23 protein-coding genes and 3 tRNA genes are annotated in these 18,455 nt (G+C 42.4%); 13 read left to right on the top strand and 13 right to left on the bottom strand.

Going from position 1 to position 18,455, the window contains the following annotated elements; translation table 11 throughout:
• Positions 1-1,338: 1,338 nt before the first annotated feature.
• Together ACYQ4O_RS10985 and ACYQ4O_RS10980 are read right to left on the bottom strand one after the other, a co-directional pair.
• Positions 1,339-3,864, bottom strand: coding sequence for a DUF5906 domain-containing protein (locus tag ACYQ4O_RS10985; RefSeq protein ID WP_460175609.1), 2,526 nt, complete (start codon positions 3,862-3,864; stop codon positions 1,339-1,341).
• Positions 3,865-3,973: 109 nt separating this feature from the next.
• Positions 3,974-4,156 (bottom strand): hypothetical protein, encoded by a 183-nt coding sequence (locus tag ACYQ4O_RS10980; protein ID WP_460175608.1) that lies wholly within the window; start codon positions 4,154-4,156, stop codon positions 3,974-3,976.
• 99 nt (positions 4,157-4,255) lie between these two features.
• Between ACYQ4O_RS10980 and ACYQ4O_RS10975 the strand changes: the two genes are divergently transcribed.
• Entirely contained in the window at positions 4,256-4,783 is a 528-nt protein-coding gene (locus tag ACYQ4O_RS10975) for a hypothetical protein (RefSeq protein WP_460175607.1), read from the top strand.
• A gap of 137 nt (positions 4,784-4,920) precedes the next feature.
• On the opposite strand, the gene ACYQ4O_RS10970 is transcribed toward ACYQ4O_RS10975, so the two are convergent.
• On the bottom strand, positions 4,921-5,088 hold the full coding sequence (locus ACYQ4O_RS10970) for a hypothetical protein (protein ID WP_460175606.1): 168 nt from the start codon (positions 5,086-5,088) through the stop codon (positions 4,921-4,923).
• Between the two features lie 92 nt (positions 5,089-5,180).
• Positions 5,181-5,429, bottom strand: a complete 249-nt coding sequence (locus ACYQ4O_RS10965; protein WP_460175605.1) for a hypothetical protein — start codon at positions 5,427-5,429, stop codon at positions 5,181-5,183.
• A 269-nt stretch (positions 5,430-5,698) separates the two neighbouring features.
• Between ACYQ4O_RS10965 and ACYQ4O_RS10960 the strand changes: the two genes are divergently transcribed.
• The 3 genes from ACYQ4O_RS10960 to ACYQ4O_RS10950 all read left to right on the top strand — a co-directional run bounded on the left by ACYQ4O_RS10960 (position 5,699) and on the right by ACYQ4O_RS10950 (position 6,705).
• Entirely contained in the window at positions 5,699-6,034 is a 336-nt protein-coding gene (locus ACYQ4O_RS10960) for a helix-turn-helix transcriptional regulator (protein WP_460175604.1), read from the top strand.
• Between the two features lie 72 nt (positions 6,035-6,106).
• Entirely contained in the window at positions 6,107-6,409 is a 303-nt protein-coding gene (locus ACYQ4O_RS10955; protein WP_460175603.1) for a hypothetical protein, read from the top strand.
• A gap of 2 nt (positions 6,410-6,411) precedes the next feature.
• Positions 6,412-6,705: a hypothetical protein gene (locus ACYQ4O_RS10950; RefSeq protein ID WP_460175602.1), complete on the top strand. Its 294-nt coding sequence runs from the start codon at positions 6,412-6,414 to the stop codon at positions 6,703-6,705.
• Here the strand turns inward: ACYQ4O_RS10950 and ACYQ4O_RS10945 are convergent.
• Entirely contained in the window at positions 6,702-6,956 is a 255-nt protein-coding gene (locus ACYQ4O_RS10945) for a hypothetical protein (RefSeq protein WP_460175601.1), read from the bottom strand. The two genes, ACYQ4O_RS10950 and ACYQ4O_RS10945, sit on opposite strands and share 4 nt — an antisense overlap.
• Before the next feature lie 409 nt (positions 6,957-7,365).
• On the opposite strand from ACYQ4O_RS10945, the gene ACYQ4O_RS10940 reads away from it, so the two are divergent.
• From ACYQ4O_RS10940 to ACYQ4O_RS10915, 6 genes are read left to right on the top strand one after another with little or no spacing between them, the layout of a single operon-like run.
• Positions 7,366-7,689, top strand: a complete 324-nt coding sequence (locus ACYQ4O_RS10940) for a hypothetical protein (protein WP_460175600.1) — start codon at positions 7,366-7,368, stop codon at positions 7,687-7,689.
• A 59-nt stretch (positions 7,690-7,748) separates the two neighbouring features.
• Positions 7,749-8,114 carry a hypothetical protein gene (locus ACYQ4O_RS10935; RefSeq protein WP_460175599.1) on the top strand — a complete coding sequence of 122 codons (366 nt, stop codon included), beginning with the start codon at positions 7,749-7,751 and terminating at the stop codon, positions 8,112-8,114.
• The gene (locus ACYQ4O_RS10930; RefSeq protein ID WP_460175598.1) at positions 8,092-8,406 is read left to right on the top strand and encodes a hypothetical protein; all 315 of its coding nucleotides are present in this window, start codon (positions 8,092-8,094) and stop codon (positions 8,404-8,406) included. The genes ACYQ4O_RS10935 and ACYQ4O_RS10930 overlap by 23 nt, the downstream gene beginning before the upstream one ends.
• Complete coding sequence (locus ACYQ4O_RS10925) at positions 8,393-8,893, top strand: hypothetical protein (RefSeq protein WP_460175597.1); 501 nt, start codon at positions 8,393-8,395, stop codon at positions 8,891-8,893. The genes ACYQ4O_RS10930 and ACYQ4O_RS10925 overlap by 14 nt, the downstream gene beginning before the upstream one ends.
• Positions 8,890-9,450: a hypothetical protein gene (locus ACYQ4O_RS10920; RefSeq protein WP_460175596.1), complete on the top strand. Its 561-nt coding sequence runs from the start codon at positions 8,890-8,892 to the stop codon at positions 9,448-9,450. Before ACYQ4O_RS10925 ends, ACYQ4O_RS10920 begins: the two co-directional genes overlap by 4 nt.
• A 13-nt stretch (positions 9,451-9,463) precedes the next feature.
• Positions 9,464-9,673: a helix-turn-helix transcriptional regulator gene (locus ACYQ4O_RS10915; RefSeq protein ID WP_460175595.1), complete on the top strand. Its 210-nt coding sequence runs from the start codon at positions 9,464-9,466 to the stop codon at positions 9,671-9,673.
• Between the two features lie 37 nt (positions 9,674-9,710).
• Here the strand turns inward: ACYQ4O_RS10915 and ACYQ4O_RS10910 are convergent, their stop codons facing one another.
• The 8 genes from ACYQ4O_RS10910 to folP form a co-directional block, all read right to left on the bottom strand.
• The gene (locus ACYQ4O_RS10910; RefSeq protein ID WP_460175594.1) at positions 9,711-11,042 is read right to left on the bottom strand and encodes a tyrosine-type recombinase/integrase; all 1,332 of its coding nucleotides are present in this window, start codon (positions 11,040-11,042) and stop codon (positions 9,711-9,713) included.
• Positions 11,043-11,317: 275 nt separating this feature from the next.
• Positions 11,318-11,393, bottom strand: a tRNA-His gene (locus tag ACYQ4O_RS10905).
• A gap of 15 nt (positions 11,394-11,408) precedes the next feature.
• A tRNA-Arg gene (locus ACYQ4O_RS10900) sits at positions 11,409-11,485 on the bottom strand.
• Between the two features lie 7 nt (positions 11,486-11,492).
• Positions 11,493-11,569: transfer RNA gene (locus tag ACYQ4O_RS10895), tRNA-Pro, on the bottom strand.
• A 77-nt stretch (positions 11,570-11,646) separates the two neighbouring features.
• Positions 11,647-12,729: a phosphate regulon sensor histidine kinase PhoR gene (phoR, locus tag ACYQ4O_RS10890; protein ID WP_460175593.1), complete on the bottom strand. Its 1,083-nt coding sequence runs from the start codon at positions 12,727-12,729 to the stop codon at positions 11,647-11,649.
• Between the two features lie 8 nt (positions 12,730-12,737).
• On the bottom strand, positions 12,738-13,439 hold the full coding sequence (locus tag ACYQ4O_RS10885; protein ID WP_308514737.1) for a response regulator: 702 nt from the start codon (positions 13,437-13,439) through the stop codon (positions 12,738-12,740).
• Positions 13,440-13,455: 16 nt separating this feature from the next.
• On the bottom strand, positions 13,456-14,793 hold the full coding sequence (gene glmM / locus ACYQ4O_RS10880; protein ID WP_460175592.1) for a phosphoglucosamine mutase: 1,338 nt from the start codon (positions 14,791-14,793) through the stop codon (positions 13,456-13,458).
• Positions 14,790-15,647, bottom strand: coding sequence for a dihydropteroate synthase (folP, locus tag ACYQ4O_RS10875; protein ID WP_460175591.1), 858 nt, complete (start codon positions 15,645-15,647; stop codon positions 14,790-14,792). Before folP ends, glmM begins: the two co-directional genes overlap by 4 nt.
• A 287-nt stretch (positions 15,648-15,934) precedes the next feature.
• Between folP and ACYQ4O_RS10870 the strand changes: the two genes are divergently transcribed.
• From ACYQ4O_RS10870 to lysA, 3 genes are all read left to right on the top strand, one after another.
• On the top strand, positions 15,935-16,225 hold the full coding sequence (locus tag ACYQ4O_RS10870) for a hypothetical protein (protein WP_460175590.1): 291 nt from the start codon (positions 15,935-15,937) through the stop codon (positions 16,223-16,225).
• Between the two features lie 312 nt (positions 16,226-16,537).
• On the top strand, positions 16,538-16,876 hold the full coding sequence (lptM, locus tag ACYQ4O_RS10865) for an LPS translocon maturation chaperone LptM (protein ID WP_460175589.1): 339 nt from the start codon (positions 16,538-16,540) through the stop codon (positions 16,874-16,876).
• Between the two features lie 2 nt (positions 16,877-16,878).
• Positions 16,879-18,171, top strand: coding sequence for a diaminopimelate decarboxylase (lysA, locus tag ACYQ4O_RS10860; RefSeq protein ID WP_460175588.1), 1,293 nt, complete (start codon positions 16,879-16,881; stop codon positions 18,169-18,171).
• The last annotated feature ends 284 nt before the right edge of the window (positions 18,172-18,455 follow it).

Here is an 18,455-nt window from a genome sequence, read left to right as displayed (position 1 = left end):
CCCCAACTCCACCTCGTGATAGCGGCGGAAAGCGGGATTATGGTATCCCAATCAAAACCAGATAAAAACCGTAAAAAACTCCTGTACAGCTGCAACTGTGTAGGAGTTATTTTTTTTCACCGCGTGAAGAAGAATTACCCGACTTTCTACTTCCGTAAAGCTCTGAATTACAGATTTTCTTACTGCGACTTATTGAGCCGTCGTTGCAAAGAAATTTTCCATTCACGCATCTTTGAACACCACCTTTAGAGCCTGAGCACGGCTCTCTTCCCTTAGCTTGTATTTGACTAGCCAACATAGCAGCAAGAAATACTAATAAAACCGAAACTATTCGCCTCTTCATTTTATATTCCTGTTTGTTTAAGCCTTGCAAATTCACAACTCAGAATACGCTAAAAGTCGCCGTTATTAAACGATTTCGATATTACTTAAGGGAGGATATTTAGAAAAGATTAAATGCGTTTGTAGAGCCTTTAATGCACTCACTGCCAAATTTTATGAAAATATAGCACTTTTTTTGAAAAAAAGTGCACTTAGTATTTTCCCTCATCTATTTTCTCCCTTATTAAAAATCTCCTCTAACGCCTCACAAATAGACCTATCCGCATCGCACAAATGGTTAATTAGAGCCCTCCGGCTGATTCCTAGTTGCGTTGAAGCTACAACTAAACCTGTCAATGTTTTTTGCCCATAAACGACATACACCGCCTTTTTCTGACTTTCTTCTAAACGGTTAATAATCCTGTCAACCTTAAACATCAAAAAGTCGACTCTGTGAGCATTGATTAAATCGTTTCGAGCTCTTGATGTATCAACCACATCATTCTCAATACAAAGCGGTGAATGCAAAGAAGCTACTGAAAAATTTCTCCATTTATGCCACCTCCTTAGCAACTTAATAATTCTTGGGATTCTGCTCATTTGACTCTTCATTCTCTTCATTAAACTTATCGGACACCGTGGACACCATCAGGACACCAAAGCGGACACCATTATTTTTTAATAACTCTTTGAAAATTATTCTTTTTTTTATTTTCGGACACTAAGACACCGTATATAAGTCTTATCGTGCGCGAGAGATTACTTATCTCGTTATTTATTTGCTCACACGCGCGCACGCACATAAGGATTTGCTTATATGGTGTCCTCACTGTCCGCAATGACAGAATATCCTTAATTTTCAAAAAATTATGAAAAACTTGCATGGTGTCCAAATGGTGTCCAAATGGTGTCCAAATGGTGTCCATAGTGTCCTGAAATGACGACTAAAAGGCACAAAAACACCTCTGTCCCATAGATTTTGACTAAATTGGCCACGAACGTAACCGCTGCGCAAAGTCATAGCGCCTCCATCCTTCTATACATTCTCTTTCTTGCTTCTTCAACAGAAAGCTGAAACTTCTTTATTTGTGAATTAAATTCGTACTTATTGCCTGGATATGGCTCAGTACAGCCTGCTGGCTGTGTAGGTATGTAATAAGTTAATTTGGCTTTTTTAGTCTGTCTGGGCACTCCTGTTCCATCATCATTGTCATAAAACTCCAATTCGCACCTTCCTGAGCGATAAGACTCTTTCATCTTTGTCAGGAATGTTTTCTTGTTGATTTTGTATGTTTCATTAGCTGACCGGCACCACAGCAAAAACGCATCAAAGATGTGATTTGCAATGACAGGCCCGTAAGGAAAAGGAGTTTCTCCCAAAGCCCATTCTTCAAGGAAACGGGCAATAGGATTGCCTCCTAAAAGCTTCAACTCCTTATGAGCCTCAGTTTCAATCGGCAATGTACTTTCATGGAAATCTCCTAAATCAACATTTAGCAGATAGTGATAAAGCCCAGCAATTCCTCCATTGTTTTTCTGCTTCCAAAGTGCGTGGAAATACTCCGGCGTAGATTCTTCATTGAATTTAACGCACATGTATCGGCGGTCATACCTATCCAGTTCGATAGGCTTATCCTCATTTGATAGAAATACAAAGTTAGTTTTGTTTACTTCGTACCGGAGAGGAAGCCCCTTTTCGTTGATGATATGTTCCGCATTCGTTACTAGGTTTTTAAGACTGCCCTTAAGATGCTTTCTGTCTTGACTTGAAATAACTTCGTCAGCAAGGACAAAGAGTCTCCGGGAAATCCAACCATTAAAATCTCCGGACATTCCTGACTGATTAATGAAGCAACCATAGTCACCATAAATTTGCTTGATTGCATCAAAGAAAACACTCTTGCCGGTACCTTCCCGCTCACCGTAAATAAGTAGAGCTGTAAGCATTTTGGCACCAGGGTGTTGCAACGGATAAGCCAGCCAACGCAGCACCCACGTAAACACCTCTTTATTATGGCCACACACCTTCTTCAAGTGTTCAATTAATAAGGTGCAATCAGCATTCGGGTCCGGCTTAATATCCCAACCCTTAAATGTAGTAATTTCGCCAGGTTTAACCTTCTTCGGATCCGGCTCAAAAACTAACTGTTCCGGTTGTATTAGGCGTCTGTTTTTGTATTCATTTTGAAGCCAGGCAGAGATAATTTTTGTAGGTACTGACTTGATATTGCTGATTTTAACGACCCGGTTATGCTCAACATCCCAACAGGTATCTGTACTGTCGATGTAGACAAATCTCTCTCCTAGGGATTTGATAAAAGCCGAGTTAATTGAACTTTCTTCTTTTGAAGAAGTTTTCTTATTTGATTGCTTTTCCGGCTCAAGCGTTTTCCAATCTGCAAGCTGTTTAGCAACAACCTCAATGCCTTCTTCAGAAGCTAAATCATTGAAGTCTGTTCCGTCTGTATCTTTATTTGAAAACTGAGGAATAACAATGACAGCTTTAAATCTCGAAGCTGCAATTTTGGCATAGGCAACCTCGGTATTTTTGAGAGTTCTTTTGTTTGCCTTCGGCTGACCAGGACGCTTGCAGGTATAAACAATGCATGGGACTCCATCCTCTTTTCCCCAAAATGCTTTTAATTCATACTGACCTTCAGTCGTATTAGCGTATTGAACATGTGCCTCTTTGGAAGAACCAATTTCCAGCTCGATGCCGAATTTTTCTTTGACTTCGGCTAATAAGTTTTTCTTATAGTGAGCATCATTGTCAGCACAAATCACAACTTTGGCGGAAGGGAACCGCTTACGCAAGCCCTCAACCACTGGCAAAATATTCCCTGCATCGAAGGCCACGATTACTGGCTCTTTGACTGCTTCATAAATCGAACAGCCGGTAGCCCAACCCTCACAGACAAAGATGACTTCAGGCTCTTCAGTAAGTTTTCCTAAAGGAGCATAAGAGCCTTTCTTATCTGTTCCTTTTAAGAAAAGTTTAGTTATTTCAAGTTCACCTTCAGATGTAGCCTGTTGGAAAATTGTCTGGAGACCTTTGAGTTGTTTGTCGCGGTATACCGGAATAAGAATCTGCTCTCTAAGCTGTTTTGCTCCTACCGGGACAATTTTCTTTTTAATGACATAAGGATGGCTTGCAGAAACGGCTGGATTTCCAGCTTTCCACATTTTTTCGGCTTTCTCAGAGGCTTCTTTGCGTTTATTTTCGATAGCCTCATTGACAATTCTATTGTCTTCCTCTCTACGAGAATCTATCTCTTTCCATTCTTCGACAGTCCACCCTGCTCTCTTATGCTCGATTTTGTACTGTTCGCCGGCGATACCAAAAATGCCGAAGTAATAGCTCTTTCCCGAAGTTAGAAAGTGTTCCCAAATGCCGAAATATGCATCTTTGTTTTTCTTCCAACTTGAATTTACCGGCTTAAACCGTTTCCAGTTTTCAGCATTGGCACACAGCTGCTCACCCATGGGAAGAAATATCCCATGTTCAGCCATCTGCTGTTCTATCTCTTGAAAAGACCTTGCCATATCGACCTCTTTTAGACCCGAATATCGTTAAAAATGGAGCAGACACTTTCGCGAGGCGGGTCTTACCTCTGTCGTTGCAATCGATGAAAGTATCTGCATAAAACTTGTTTTAAAACGGTAAAGGAAGGCCTGTCCAATGGATTAACCATATCCCCGCATAAACTGGCACAGCCATCATTGCCGCCAGCACTACTAAAGCCAATACCGAAAAAAACATCCCTATTGCAGTTGCAACCAAAGAGATGGATGCTTTTCTCAAGCTTTCCTTGGAAAATGTACGTAACCAGGTCATATATTGCTTCCTTGTAATAATTCAATTGATAGCTCCTCTCGAGATGTGAGAAAATTTTTAATTGGAGTCAAAAATTTCTAATCTGAAAGGAGCTGTCAATTGAAAGAAAAATTGGCTAATGAACTTTTCAAAAACTATTTCCCTTATCGTTGGAATCCAAATCCAAAATGGCTGAAGACAAATGAAACCTGCTTTTTCCTGATTCCAAAAGGCGAACAAAGCAGAAGTTATGCCTTGCTGCAAGACCTTAGAGAGGACATTCACAACGGCATTGGGTATACGAAATACACTTTCCGTCTTTACGACGGAGATTTGGGTTCCACCTTTCAGCTGGCCGCTTCTTGCCCCTTGTATAAAGTGGAAGAAACAGATCCCTATGTCGATCGAACGTGGGAGGGACTCGATTCGCGAACAGGGACCATCACATTCTTTCCCTGGAAATTGGGAGAGCAGTTGCAGAACCCACAGGTCAGCCAAATCGGGGTTGAGATATTTGAGGAGAAAGAAATTCAGACAACTGATATTTCCTTTGCGGTCAAAACTCAAGACATACCTTTTGTTTTGAAAGTCCTCAACCAGGGGAAGGGAGGTAAAAGGCGTATTTTCACCCTCGACATGAAGGCATAAAAACAATTCTTTTTCTTTTGTTTCCCGGATATATTCCCTTATCCGTTTAACCTTTCCCCATTCATGGGCCTTATCGTTCAGGTAAGGCCCTTTTTCCAACCAAGGGGAATAGCGTACTTCAACTGGCCAATTTTCCATCAAAAGTCTCCCTGCAAAACTAACAAACCCAGAACAAAAAGAAGAGAAACAACAATCACAACAGCGGACGGGAATTTTCTTTCCGGACGCTGCAGTCTTTTAGCGTCCATCTCCTGCAGCTTTTTTTGAAAACGTCTGCTAGCAACCGCTCTTTCTTCTTCTGTCATTTTCTCTTCCAACTCATGCCGTAGTCCACGGCTTTGTACCGGCGTTCTCCGGCAAGTTTTCCGCCTTCTGCCGTACTTATTAAATTTTTGACTCACTTTGCCGTCTCCTGCCGTAACAACGCCGTATCAACGCCGTAGCTTTCCAAACTGTCTACGGCTAAATTTGCTTTATCTTTCTTTCGGAGACTGCTCATGACTTGCTTTCTTGCCCAACGGTCCATTACCCTGCAGACAATCGAATTCTTAGAAGCATCAGAATCGACTCCTACCTTCCAATTCAAAACTTGTATAGTTAGGTCAGTTAGAAGCACTCTTGCTTCGTTCGTTCCTTTGTCTCTCATGTTCAATAAGCTCCCTGGCTTCATCTGGGGTTATCTTGTTCAAACGCAATGCGGCACCAATTACACGGTCTAATTGGTAAACGGTTAGATTCGAAGGCCAATAACAAATCGCACTGCGACGTACTCCTACAGCACGTCCTAACGCAGCTCCAGAACCAAAAATTGAAATCGCTTTTTCTTTTTTCATTTTTATATGTTAAGCTAATTGAGCATAAATAATCAAGTTGTTTGGTAAATCATTTGAACATTTATGTTCTTAAACTTGAATCATGAATACAATTGCTGAAAGATTACTTTTTGCTCTCGAGTTGAGGGATATAAATCAAAATGCACTAGCTCTGAAGATGGGAGTTAGTCGTTCTGCTATCTCACAAATTTGTACAGGAAAAACCAAAAACATAAGCGCAGAACTTGCTACAAGAATCTGTAAGTATCTAAAAATAAATCCTTTTTGGTTGATTTTAGGTGAAGGAAAACCTGAAATTGATTCTTCTGACGATATTTCACCTATGAGTAAGGACTTGGTTGAATTAGTCTCCTCTCTTCCCGAAGCTAAACAAAAACTAAGCATCGGTATTATCAAGCAAATTACAGAAGATATTTAACTTTAATGTTCAATTAGCTTTACATTTCACAAAAAGTTAAGTATATTGAGCGCATCTCAACTGGAGGTGCGTATGCAAAATTCAGCACAATTTACAAGTTTCATATTCTTTTCAAAGCTTGAGTCTTTCAACTTTTGTCTCTCTGTTCGCCAGATGCTCGACGTCGTTGATGACTCTATGTTCTGTTATTTAAGCTCTATTAGAAGCTGCTTAAATCTCATTGAAGCACCGGAACACAAAATCTCACTCGATAACTGCATAAGTCTTTCAGCCCTTTTGGGTGCAATGGTCGTTTTCTCAAAAGACGGTCGTTCAGCCAGAGCTTCTTACGAAAGCGCTATTCAAATTTTGTCGAAGAAAATTTCGGAGAGTTAAGCATGAAAAAGCGTAAAAAGAAAGTCTCCACCACCCCTTCTAGAAAGCAGTTAAGAAAATTCATTAACCTTTCTGCACGGTTGAGAGAACTGGAAGAAAAACCAAACCATCTGAATACATTAGTCAGTCAACCTGTATTAAAGGAGATTTGGAGAGCGGCGCTTATAAAAAGTTCTAGCGGTTCTATCAAAAAGAAAGAATTTCTTTCTTTTCTACTAGAGACTCTTTGGAGCATCCAATTACTTGGTCGCCCCGAAGAGATGTCTAGGATAGGAAGATTTTTACATTATGTCTAGCTCTCGAGCAGAGCATTGTAGAAAGCGACAAGATAGGCAGCATCGGCTTTAGCCAGAGGCTCAATGTCAGTGACGATCGTCCTCTTGATAATTTGTTCCTTAGAAATCTGCCAATTGGGATTTTTCAACTGCTCAAGCATTTTTACATGAACCTCTCTGCCAAAAGGAAGTGTTACAGCTCCAGCCTGTAGAGCATTGCAAAGAATTTGAAATGCCTGATCTGGCGCAAATGTTTTAGATTTTTTATCCATATTTTCCTCCATAGATTAATTGAGATATGAACAACCTAATTATCTAACGGAGGTGACAGCCGGGAAAGACCGGCACCAATTACATAAGGTTAGACATGTACAAACTCACAAAAGATTTCAAAAGAGGACTGGCCAACTTCATATCTAAACACAACCTAGAGTTAACAGAGGAACGTAGAAAAAAAACTCCTGGACAGAACTATTGAACAACTTGAGAACAAAGCCAATCCAGAACTCAACAAACCCTCTGACTGCGAAACGCTTTTAATCCCGCCGGTCAAGAATTCAAAAGACTGGACGCTTGGATATTCGATTTCTCTACCTTGGGGAAAAGGCGAGTCAATCACCCTTGTTGCCTATCTCGAAAAAAACTTTGAAAAAGTTGGATAAATCTACCTGGAGAAGATAAATGAGTTTTAAACAAACAGCTAAATGGCCACAACCAGACAATGCCTTTCTCGACATGGTCAAAAAGGCACAAAGTGTAAAAAAAGACACTGCCAAGATAGTGAACCTTCCTCCGGAAACAAAGCTTATTGAGTTATTGGGCGGCACCAAAGTTGATATTGCTCTAACAGATATGGAACCTTTTGTAATCCTTCACTTTATTAATGCTAGAGAGGAAAAGTTTGCCTTCATAGCCTCAATACCAGAACTAGCAGAACTCGGTTCCCTTTGTGTGCAGTTAATCAGAGGTTTAAAGGAGGACAAACACCATAGTCGCCCTCAATAAAGTTAGCAATCTAGGTTTGAGCCGGATATCTACGTAACTACAGCAGGATTCAAAATTAAATGACAACAATGAAACCGAATTTTAATAACCAATGGCCGTACCTTAGTCATGAAGAGGAAGTTCTTCTCAAACATATAGAGAAATTCAAAACCAATGTTTTTAAAGCACTTGAACTTCCTGCAGAAACAAAACTCATCGAAGTCGTAGACGGCAATATCGTTGAGCTAAAAGAGCCAAAGAAAATGAATTTGGCAGTGTTTCACTTTTTCAACTCAAATGGTGAAAGATTTGCTCTGCTTACTAACACAGAACAACTTCAAATGATCATTGGTCTTTTCTCAAAAGCCCCAAATGAAATGAATAACGAAAAAGAAAAAGAGAATTTCGAAAGAAATAAGAAAAATGACAAAGTTACGACTTACTAAAAGATACAGGGATGCACTTAGACACTTTCTGCTTCCTCGCTACAAGCATTACGAGCAGGAGCGTATGAAAGAAGACTACCGGAAAATTATCTGGCTGCTGGAAGACTCCGCCAACAATCCGGAATACAACGTTCCTGTCGGATTCTCTTCAGACCACACGCAAGAACCGATGCAATTGGAAAGAACTGTTCATTGTGCAAGACATGTCAACGGAACTTTTCTCGTTCAATTTTCTGCGTCTCTAAGCAAAGACTTTGCAAAACCTGCCGGAGAAACCAATGTCAAGAATTAAGAAAAAACGGGACAAGCCGTATCGTCCTCACCCAGTCAGAATATCCGGATGGTCGACAGAAAGAATTAAACACATCGAGAAACAGCTGGATACTGCCAATCTCTTAGTTGAATTGACCTTACCTGCAGGGAAGCTCTCAGAAAACGATTTTGATTTGGTTGAGGATACTGTCAACTGGGGAATAGCGATTATTTTCAAACGTTACAAAAATCTTGATCAAACAGAGCTAAACCAGGGCGAACCACTGATAAGAGCGGCAAGAGAAGTTCTTAATGCAATTTATGACAGAAAATCCGAAGGCAAAACTCAAGGATTCGTTGCAACTGGCGACGAGCTGAAAGTTCTTAGCGATACCTTTGCAATGATTGTTCCAATGATTAAAGAAGCATTGAAACTTGGACCTAAAACGGCACTTCAAGAGTACGCATGGTCATGCAAGAGAGCCGTCACCAACGCTCAGAAAGCAAAGGAAGAGAAGAATCTATGAAACGAAAGCCATTTAAATCTAGGGAAGCTTTGGATAATGCCATACTCGCAGCGATTAAGGAGTTATCTTCAACCAAGAAGCCATTTCGTGAGATTTCATTGGATGGAGGAACAAGCATCAGTATCAGAGTCGGTCAAAAAAGATATTTGACAGCAAGATGCGCACCTAAAAGAAAATACTTTTATATTGGACATTTTTATTCCGAAGAGCTCGACACCTACCCGGGGCTAACTTTGCCTTTGCCCAAAAATAATCCTATTAATTACGATGACCTTATTCAAATTGGAAATCTCCTTAAGAAATTAAAAACCAGAGATCTACGTAACCTAATCGGTACACCCCAAGATCCTTTGACCGCTCAAAAGATAGAAGAAGTTCTCAATCATAAAAAAATATCAAGTCCCAAAATTCCGACTAAAACAGATAGACCCGCGCCTCTACAAACATCCTCAACGATTGATGACGAAGAATTTGAATTAGAAAAACAGTTAATCGCTCTAGATAGAAAAGAAGTGGAGTTGAAATTAGCACCTTTGCGGAAAAAGAAACAATCTTAATAGGAGCACAAGCATGAACGAAAACACAAATCAACATCTACCTGAACCGGTAAGAATCAAGGTTAAAGAAGTTGCCGCTATTCTCAATATTGGTGTCTCAACCGTATGGCTTTATTCAAAGATTCTTCCGGATTTTCCTAAACGGATTAAAGAACGAGGAAGAGTGTTCTGGATACGAGATGAAGTAATTGCATACGGTAAAAACCAATGTTCTTTTCAATAGCATCACAATCTCGAGGCTGCAACCCGCAGCCTTTTTGTTATTTAACTTTTGAGAAACAGAAGTTAGCCCAATCGTCAAAAATTACTCTCATATCCTCAAGGGGATAACCTCGCATATAGGCCCCTCCATACTTGGGAGAATAGTGATCCAGGCAGGCCTCAACTAACCACTGTTCGTAGGCGGCATGGTTAAAAAGACGGGCATTAAGAGCCCAGGTTTCAAAACTCGCTCTTGCAAGTCCATGAGGTACAGCAATACGGTTCACGCCTTTGTTGTCATACTCATTGGGGTCTATCCAGCCAAGCCTACCTGCTGCAGTTTCAGCAGAACTCATTCTTCTAAGATGATTTCTTAAAGAAGTTTCGGTAATTGGATAGTTGCTCACGCCTGCATAGTCTCTAAAAATGTAATCGGGAAGAACACTTATAACCGGCATACGAGGCATAGAACGCAGCAGGTCCATTAGCTGGGGACTAAGCGGAGTTTGACGGTCAAAGTTCAATCCTTTGATTTTCATCTCTGAACGCGGAATAGTAAAAACCGCTTTCTCAATGTCAATCTGATCCCAATGAGCGCCTAAGCCGTTACCGAGTCTTGAAGCCGTCAAAATACAAAATTGCAGTGCTCGTGAAGCACAACATTTACTCTGTACTAGCTTTGCGAAAAAGTCAGGAATTCTCTCCGGAGGAAGATGAGGATGATGTGTTGCTGGCGGTCTTTGACTGCTGTGGGGAAGCAAATGAGACAAAGGTCCTCTCATATCTGCAGGGTTCTGCATTGGTGCAATTTTCTCAACAGCAACGCCCCAGTCAATCGAACGTTTAATCTCTCCTAAAAGTTTTACCGGAATGGATCTCATAGCTATCCACTTATCAGAAAAAGCTTTGGCCAACATGTGGGGTGTTAAATCTCTTACCGGACAATCGGCAACCTCTGCAGTCAGATGGTTCTTGATCCAACCCTCTGCTTTAGACTTATGCGACTGACGCCCCTCATTGCTCCACCGGCCTCTTGCTGTTTCAGTTTCAATATAAGCATGGAGCAATTCAGAAACTGTAATTTCATTGTGGAACTTTTCCTTTTTCAGTTCTCTTTTACGTTCAGCTGCAGGGTCTATTCCTTTCTGTATCTTTTCTCTCCACTCTGCAGCTAAAGAACGAGCTTCGGCAAGTGACATTTTGTCAAAACTGCCTAAGCTAAAAACTTTGGATTTTCCATCCACAGAGATTTTAAGAATATAGGTTTTGGTAACACCGTGCTTTCCCGGTTGGACTCTTAGTACCAGTCCTGGCACACCACCGAGAGTCGTTGTTTTTTCCAACAATGACACTTGTCTGCTGTTTAGAGTAGGAACATATCTGCCAGACATACAACCCTCCCGGAATCTCAATCTTGTTGGGTTTAATTGTATCTGAGAATTGTATCTGAGGGACTACTACGCGAAATTCTCACTTCACCCCCTGAATTTAATTGTATCTCAGATACAATTAGACGATATTCAAAGCTAGAAAGCTATAGAAGAGTTTAGAAGATTCTAGAAGATTAAACACTAGCAGAAAGCCGACCGAGTGGGACTCTTTACGAATTTTTTAGAATAATCTAGAAGGTCTTAGAATGTTTTAGAAAGTCTTAGAAGATTAAAGATGGGGTACGAGATGGGACTCGAACCCACGACGACAGGAATCACAATCCTGGACTCTACCAACTGAGCTACTCGTACCACTAAAATCCTGACTGGCCTGCCCGACAGGATTCGAACCTGTGACCACCGGCTTAGAAGGCCGATGCTCTATCCAGCTGAGCTACGGGCAGTTAGTGCTGGTCGGGGTGGAGAGATTCGAACTCCCGACATCTTGCTCCCAAAGCAAGCGCGCTACCAGACTACGCTACACCCCGTCAAGGAGACAGAACTATACAACACATTTATTGGTTTGCCAAGTCCCTCTCCAAAAAATTTTTTATTTATTACAAATTCACACAATCTTCTCGACGCGATCCTTCGGCAAAATAATCTGAAAGTCAGAGCCCTTTCCTAACTCAGAAAGGATTTTCAATCTTGCCTGATGACGGAAAAGAACGTGCTTAACAATCGCTAAGCCAAGACCGGTGCCTCCTGTTTCCCGGCTGCGTGATTTATCGACTCGATAAAATCTTTCAGTAACACGGGGAATAGCGTCCGCAGCAATACCGATTCCATTGTCCTTAACGGAAATCACTAAACCTTCATCATTAAAGAACGACGAGACAACAATGGAGCCCCCTTGCGGCGTGTATCGAACGGCGTTACTGACAAGGTTGGTGACCGCACTCTTCATTTCAATAATATCGCCGAGGATATTCACCTTTTCAATATGGTCTACCACAATAGAGTGGTGCCCCTGAGAAATGAAACGGCCGTCAACGGCGGCATCCGTAAGGAGAGCCGTCAAATCAATTGGTTCTTTAGCAGCCGGCGCGGAATCTCTTTCTAGACGAGACAGGGTCAGCAAATCGTTAACCAATGCGCCCATTCTCTCAACTTGTTCATACATCAACTCCAGATGCTTAAGCTGTTGAGAATTTAAGGGCCAGTCCTCTGCCAACTCCAAAAAACCTTTAATCACGGTCAGAGGAGTACGAAGTTCGTGAGAAACGTTAGCCACAAAGTCTCTTCGGAAGTCTTCCGAACGCTTTTGTTCCGTAACATCTCGAGTCACCAAGATTCTGTACTTGCTTCCGGCGGAAATGACTCTGATTTCAATAATGCGCCCTTCCAGCGTAATTGTTTGAAGAGTATCGTCTCCGCTTGTTACCTTATTCAGAAAGTCCCCGTCAGGATAGCAGGTGTGGATTTTCTTACCGATGTCGGCAACTGCATCCAACTGCAGGTCTCTTTCTGCCATAGGATTGAGCCACTGAATCTCCCAATCCTGAGACATCAGAACAACCCCGTCCGGAAGAGCGCGGAGAGTCTGTTTGAATCTCACTTCCTTTTCTTCGGCTTTCTCAACTTTTTTGAGAATCTTCTTCTCTTCCTTTCCTTCTTTGCCGTCCCGCGATTCTTTTGATGCCTTCATGCCAATCCTCATGAATCTTGAGTTTGCTTTGCGGCTCTATAGCCGAGACCTCTGACCGTCTCGATAAAATCCGCCATAGAAGTGGCAGCCAGCTGCTTACGCAAACGAAGCATATGAACATCCACAGTCCTTTCATCAATATCTGCGGCATAGCCCCACACATTGTCGATAATTTGCTGGCGTGAATACACGCGTCCCGGATGCTTAGCAAACAGAGAAAGAATCTTGAATTCAACCACGCTCAAGTTCACTCTCTTATTGCCGATAGTGACCTCGAAATCTTCAGGATTAATGACAAGATCTCCGCATTGAAGCGTCTCTTTCTTGGTTTCTTCCTCTCCATGACGGCGAATAACCGCTTTAATTCGGGCCACTAGCTCTTTCGGAGAAAATGGTTTAACTACATAGTCATCGGCCCCCTTATCCAACCCGACAACCTTGTCGTCTTCTAAACTGCGGGCAGTCACCATAATCACCGGAATTCTTTTGTAGAACTCGCCTTTGCGGATTTCTTTGAGCCATTCCAATCCGGAGCAGTCGGGAAGCATCCAGTCTAAAAGAATGATGTCCGGGATTTTGGCCTCAAGCATCTTTCTTGCTTCGGCCACATTAGATGCGCGGCGAACCTCCATTCCGCTGCTTTCACAGGTATAAGCGATAAGCTCCTGAATCGCCGGTTCGTCTTCAACAATTAACACTGATGTTTCCATATCCGGTCCTTTCACATTATCGGGTAGGAATAATTGCAGCCACTTCTTCGGCTAACTTTTTAGCTTCTTCTCGATCAGCAGACTCTACCATTACGCGGATTAAAGGCTCAGTTCCTGAGGCTCGGACTAGGATTCTTCCTCTTCCCTTCAAGAATTCAGAGACTTCTGCCATACGTTTTTGGAGTGCCTCATCCTGATCCCACTTATATCCTTCAGCAAATCTTCTGTTAATCAAAATCTGAGGAGAAAGATGAACTTCGGAAAGCAATTCGGCCAAAGACTTATGAGTTCGCTTCATTACCGCAAGAACCTGAAGGCTGGAGACGATACCGTCGCCGGTCGTCTGTTTGTCTAAAACGATGATATGGCCGGAACCTTCTCCGCCAAGAAGCAAACCTTTTTCTTTCATCAGCTGAAGAACATAACGATCTCCGACTTTGGCGCGGAAGAAATTCAGTCCTAATTCACCGAATTTCTTTTCAATGGCATAGTTCGTCATCAAAGTTCCGACGACGCCTTCGATTTTCTTTCCTCTGGCAAGACGATCTCTAGCCATGACATAAAGAAGCTGATCGCCGTCATAAACTCTTTCGGTATCGGCCATGATGACGCGGTCTGCATCACCGTCTAATGCAATACCGACATCGCAGCCGGCTTTTTTGACTCGTTCGGGGAGCGTTTCCGTATGAGTGGCACCGACACCTTCATTAATATTGAATCCGTTCGGCTCATTGCCTTCGCAAACCACAGATGCACCGAGTTCGTGATAGACATCAAAGGCAATGTGATAAGCAGCCCCATTTGCCGCATCGACATAAATCTTTAAGCCTCTCAAATCCATGTCCGTCGGAAAGGTACTCTTGCAGAACTCGACGTAACGGCCGCTGGCATCGTCCAATCTTCTTGCTTTTCCGAGCTGTGCACTGTCTACGCAGGCATACCCGCGGTCCATCTCTTTTTCTATTTGAAGCTCGATATCATCGGGAAGCTTTGTTCCCTGAGACGAAAAGAATTTAATGCCGTTATCGTAGAAAGGATTATGAGAAGCAGAAATCACCACTCCGGCGCTTAATCTCTGCGCACGCGTCAAATAAGCTACTGCAGGAGTGGGCAAAGGACCGCCGAGAACCACATCCACGCCGGCACTTAAGAAACCGGCCTGCATGGCTGATTCAAGCATGTAGCCGGAGACTCTTGTATCTTTAGCAATAAAAACTCCGACTTCACCATCCGTGGTTTGTCTTTTAAGTACACGTCCGGCGGCTTGAGCTAATAAAAGTGCAAATTCCGGTGTTATCGGAGAGATGCCTACTCTGCCTCGTACGCCGTCAGTTCCAAAGTATTTTCTACTCATCCTAAGTCCTTATAGTTTTGAGTACAGTTCAATATTGTTAAGGCTTCCTTCATTGCCGCCGCATCATGAACTCGAACAATCTGAACGCCCTTCTCTACGGCAATCAAATGCGCAGTCACGGAGGAAATTAACCGGTCTTTCGGGTTCTCTTTTCCGGTCACCGCTCCTAAAGATGATTTGCGGCTCATCCCGTATAAAACAGGATATCCAATGCGGACAAAATGATCCGCTTCGGCAAGCAATTCAAAGTTTTGTTTTACAGTTTTTCCAAATCCGAAACCAGGATCCAAGCAAATTCTATTCCCGCTGACTCCCAATAGCTCTAATTTCTTTGCCTGAGTTGTTAAAAAGTTACTGACTTCACTTAACAAATCAACGTATTGAGGATTTTTCTGCATATTTTTGGGTTCCCCCTGCATGTGCATGATGCAAACCCCGCAGTCAGAAGCACCGATAATTTCCAATGCTCCGTCTTTTCTTAATCCGTAAACGTCATTAATGATTGAAGCGCCGGCCGCTAACGCCTCCCGCATTACCTTCGGCTCGAAAGTATCAACTGAAATTGGAATGTCCCAAGACGATAAAGCCTCAACCAGCGGCAAAACCCGATCCATTTCCTCTTGAACGGAAATGCTGTCTGCACCCGGGCGTGTCGACTGCCCTCCGATATCGATGATGTCAGCTCCGTCTTTTCTTAATTGTTCAGCCTGTCGAAGAGCTGCGTCTTTATTTAGAAAGTCTCCTCCGTCGCTGAAAGAATCTGCCGTTACATTGAGAATTCCCATTATCTTGGGAACCGCAAGATCCAATTTAAATTTCCCGCATTGCCAAAGAAGAGCTTTGTCTGTATCCATTTCTTTTTGTGGAGTTTTGAAAAACCACATTTTAATTGGGATTACAACGGAATCTCGTTTATACATACAAGCTAGAAACGATTGCTTTCCATCGAAAAGTCTTCCTGATCAACAGCCTTTAAGAGTCTTGGCAATATGTGAATCCTCCGGGACGCTGCCTTTGATGAAAAGCATCCAATTGGGCCTTAGCGTGGACTTATTTGAATACAAATTAGCCAAAATCATCGGCGCATGTCTCAGTGAAAACCCGGTATAAAAGAATATGGGTTAACTACACAAGGAATTCAATGCGAAATCATCCCAAAATAATTGTTCTTCTTCTAGTCATTGGTGCGTTTCTCGGCGTACTTATTTTTAGCGAGACTGCCCCAGAGGAACCAAAACAAACCATCATGGAAAAAGTCACTTCAACATTGTCGACAGTAGCCAAAAACCTGAAAGAAGAAGGACAGAAACACAAACAACAGCTGCAGTCAGACACAAAAGACTCTCCTCAGGAACCGGGGGCTCATGGCGAACCCGAACAACCGCACAGTACAAAACCAAAACTCAAAAAACCTGAGACAGCTCCTATTTAGTCTGTGAAGCTATCTAAGCGGAAAGTTATTCAAAAATCTCACATCCTTTGTCAATCAACATTCGGACAGCATGCCAACTCGAAGGCTGGACAAAGCTTTTGAGTGCGTCAATATTTTTCTTCCCCCGGCTCGGAATCTTCTTCCTCCAATGATCCCCGGTTTCCACGCATATTCTCAAAAACAAATCTGTTTGAACTTGGCTTTCTTTTTGCTTTGTTGGTTAGCGTTTTAAACGCTTGAAACCACTAAAATTAGGACTTCATTAAAAAACTAAAATTGAGTGGTTTTATCGCTCTTCTTACGAAGAACCATATGCATAAGAAAATTATTTTGGCTGGGCTTGTCCTAGCTGGACTATCCGGCTGCGGCATGCAAGGTCCGCTTTATCTGCCTCCGAATCCGGACGATTCTTATCTTTCAAGAATTGAAAAAACTTTAAATGAGATGACAGGCCAAACAACTGCCGTCATTGCAGAGCCCAAAGATGACGCTGATGTCGTCATCACCGATCCTGAAAAACTTGACATCGAAAAAGCTTCTAATGAGAAAGCCGGTAAATCCGATACTGCTTCTTCTATGAATGAGACAGAAAAGTCTGCAGAACTCGACAGTAATGTCATTCATGAGACGGATAAACCAGCAGAGAAATAATCATGCTCCCATTTCTTCCAGACAATAAGAATTTTAGCTATCGAGACAATGAACTCTGGTGTGAAAGAGTTCCTCTGAAACAGATCGCCGAAGAATTCGGCACTCCGGTTTATGTCTATTCCTACAATTCAATCAAAGAAGCCTTTCTGGCTTATCAGCAAGCTCTTAAGCCATATTCGCATTTGATGTGTTATGCCATGAAGGCAAACTCCAATATTGCGATTATTCATCTCCTGGCGAAGCTGGGAGCAGGCTTTGATATTGTGTCTGGCGGAGAATTGAGGAGAGTTATCGAAGCTTCCGGAGATCCAAAGAAAGTTCTATTTTCCGGCGTCGGTAAAACCTACGATGAGATTGCTTACGCTCTTGAAAACGACATCAAATGCTTCAATGTTGAATCTGAACCGGAACTTGAACGAATCATTGAAGTAGCCAAAGCTCAGAACAAAGTCGCGCGTATTTCGCTTCGCGTCAATCCCAACGTCGATGCAAAAACGCATCCTTATATTTCCACAGGACTGAAGCAGAACAAGTTCGGTATTGCTATCGAAGATGCTCCGCGCGTCTATGAGAAAGCCAGCAAAAGCGACTTCCTAAAAATAACCGGTATTGACTGCCACATTGGTTCCCAGATTACGGATATTTCACCGTTCCTGGATGCCTGCGACAAACTTTTAGATTTGGCTGACGTCCTTAAGTCTAAAGGCATCGAACTTGATCATATTGATTTCGGAGGAGGCCTTGGAATTGTTTATGAAGAAGGCCAAGAAGTTCATCACGCTTCCGAACTCGTAGAAGCGCTCCATCAAAAAATGGAGAATCGAGGCTATGGCCATCTCGAGATGATTTTTGAGGCAGGCCGTTCCATTGTCGGCAACTCCGGTGTTTTAATCACAGAAATTCAATATCTCAAGGAAGGCGAAACGAAGAACTTCTGCATTGTAGATACCGCAATGAACGACATGATCCGTCCAACGTTGTACCAAGCCTGGATGCAGATTGTTCCGTTACACGTCTATCCTAAAAATTGTCCTATCAAAGAAGAAACCTTTGATGTGGTTGGCCCGATCTGCGAGACCGGAGATTGGCTTGGCAAAGACAGAAAACTTAAAGTTCAGACCGGGGATCTTTTAGCTGTAATGAGTTCCGGTGCTTATGGCATGACAATGAGTTCGCACTACAACACTCGTTTAAAACCGCCTGAAATCTTAGTTGACGGGGCTGACTACTATGTCATCCGCGAAAGAGAGAAAATTGAAAAACTATTTTCCTCTGAACACATTGTCGAGCTGTAGGTTTTAAGAAGCTTATACCGGTCTGACAAAATGTCAGGCCGTTTTTATTAGACCGGCCCGAAAATTTCCTGCATCATATTGCAGGAATTGCTTGCTGAGTTCTAGTTTTGCATCTACCATTCGTTTACCTACAAAGTAGACGAGAATTAATCAAGGCTTTATCAGACCGACCCGTAAAACACCGTCCTTTAGGACGGTGATATAAGGGTCGAATATAATAATTTTTTCAGTCAGGCGTATTCTGTTGTTCAATGTACTGTTTGATAATAGAAATAGGTGCACCC

Source organism: Turicimonas sp. TL08 (assembly GCF_054660695.1).
This window is presented reverse-complemented; position numbering and strand designations above follow the sequence as displayed.

What these genes read in the sequence shown, in the direction of transcription:
- ACYQ4O_RS10940 (WP_460175600.1), top strand. Translation starts at nt 7,366, where the DNA reads ATGAGTTTTAAACAAACAGCTAAATGGCCACAACCAGACAATGCCTTT.
- ACYQ4O_RS10935 (WP_460175599.1), top strand. Translation starts at nt 7,749, where the DNA reads ATGACAACAATGAAACCGAATTTTAATAACCAATGGCCGTACCTTAGT.
- ACYQ4O_RS10915 (WP_460175595.1), top strand. Translation starts at nt 9,464, where the DNA reads ATGAACGAAAACACAAATCAACATCTACCTGAACCGGTAAGAATCAAG.
- ACYQ4O_RS10980 (WP_460175608.1), bottom strand. Translation starts at nt 4,156, where the DNA reads ATGACCTGGTTACGTACATTTTCCAAGGAAAGCTTGAGAAAAGCATCC.
- ACYQ4O_RS10920 (WP_460175596.1), top strand. Translation starts at nt 8,890, where the DNA reads ATGAAACGAAAGCCATTTAAATCTAGGGAAGCTTTGGATAATGCCATA.
- glmM (WP_460175592.1), bottom strand. Translation starts at nt 14,793, where the DNA reads ATGAGTAGAAAATACTTTGGAACTGACGGCGTACGAGGCAGAGTAGGC.
- folP (WP_460175591.1), bottom strand. Translation starts at nt 15,647, where the DNA reads ATGGATACAGACAAAGCTCTTCTTTGGCAATGCGGGAAATTTAAATTG.
- lptM (WP_460175589.1), top strand. Translation starts at nt 16,538, where the DNA reads ATGCATAAGAAAATTATTTTGGCTGGGCTTGTCCTAGCTGGACTATCC.
- lysA (WP_460175588.1), top strand. Translation starts at nt 16,879, where the DNA reads ATGCTCCCATTTCTTCCAGACAATAAGAATTTTAGCTATCGAGACAAT.
- ACYQ4O_RS10985 (WP_460175609.1), bottom strand. Translation starts at nt 3,864, where the DNA reads ATGGCAAGGTCTTTTCAAGAGATAGAACAGCAGATGGCTGAACATGGG.
- ACYQ4O_RS10950 (WP_460175602.1), top strand. Translation starts at nt 6,412, where the DNA reads ATGAAAAAGCGTAAAAAGAAAGTCTCCACCACCCCTTCTAGAAAGCAG.
- phoR (WP_460175593.1), bottom strand. Translation starts at nt 12,729, where the DNA reads ATGAAGGCATCAAAAGAATCGCGGGACGGCAAAGAAGGAAAGGAAGAG.
- ACYQ4O_RS10945 (WP_460175601.1), bottom strand. Translation starts at nt 6,956, where the DNA reads ATGGATAAAAAATCTAAAACATTTGCGCCAGATCAGGCATTTCAAATT.
- ACYQ4O_RS10870 (WP_460175590.1), top strand. Translation starts at nt 15,935, where the DNA reads ATGCGAAATCATCCCAAAATAATTGTTCTTCTTCTAGTCATTGGTGCG.
- ACYQ4O_RS10970 (WP_460175606.1), bottom strand. Translation starts at nt 5,088, where the DNA reads ATGACAGAAGAAGAAAGAGCGGTTGCTAGCAGACGTTTTCAAAAAAAG.
- ACYQ4O_RS10960 (WP_460175604.1), top strand. Translation starts at nt 5,699, where the DNA reads ATGAATACAATTGCTGAAAGATTACTTTTTGCTCTCGAGTTGAGGGAT.
- ACYQ4O_RS10930 (WP_460175598.1), top strand. Translation starts at nt 8,092, where the DNA reads ATGACAAAGTTACGACTTACTAAAAGATACAGGGATGCACTTAGACAC.
- ACYQ4O_RS10965 (WP_460175605.1), bottom strand. Translation starts at nt 5,429, where the DNA reads ATGAGAGACAAAGGAACGAACGAAGCAAGAGTGCTTCTAACTGACCTA.
- ACYQ4O_RS10925 (WP_460175597.1), top strand. Translation starts at nt 8,393, where the DNA reads ATGTCAAGAATTAAGAAAAAACGGGACAAGCCGTATCGTCCTCACCCA.
- ACYQ4O_RS10885 (WP_308514737.1), bottom strand. Translation starts at nt 13,439, where the DNA reads ATGGAAACATCAGTGTTAATTGTTGAAGACGAACCGGCGATTCAGGAG.
- ACYQ4O_RS10955 (WP_460175603.1), top strand. Translation starts at nt 6,107, where the DNA reads ATGCAAAATTCAGCACAATTTACAAGTTTCATATTCTTTTCAAAGCTT.
- ACYQ4O_RS10910 (WP_460175594.1), bottom strand. Translation starts at nt 11,042, where the DNA reads ATGTCTGGCAGATATGTTCCTACTCTAAACAGCAGACAAGTGTCATTG.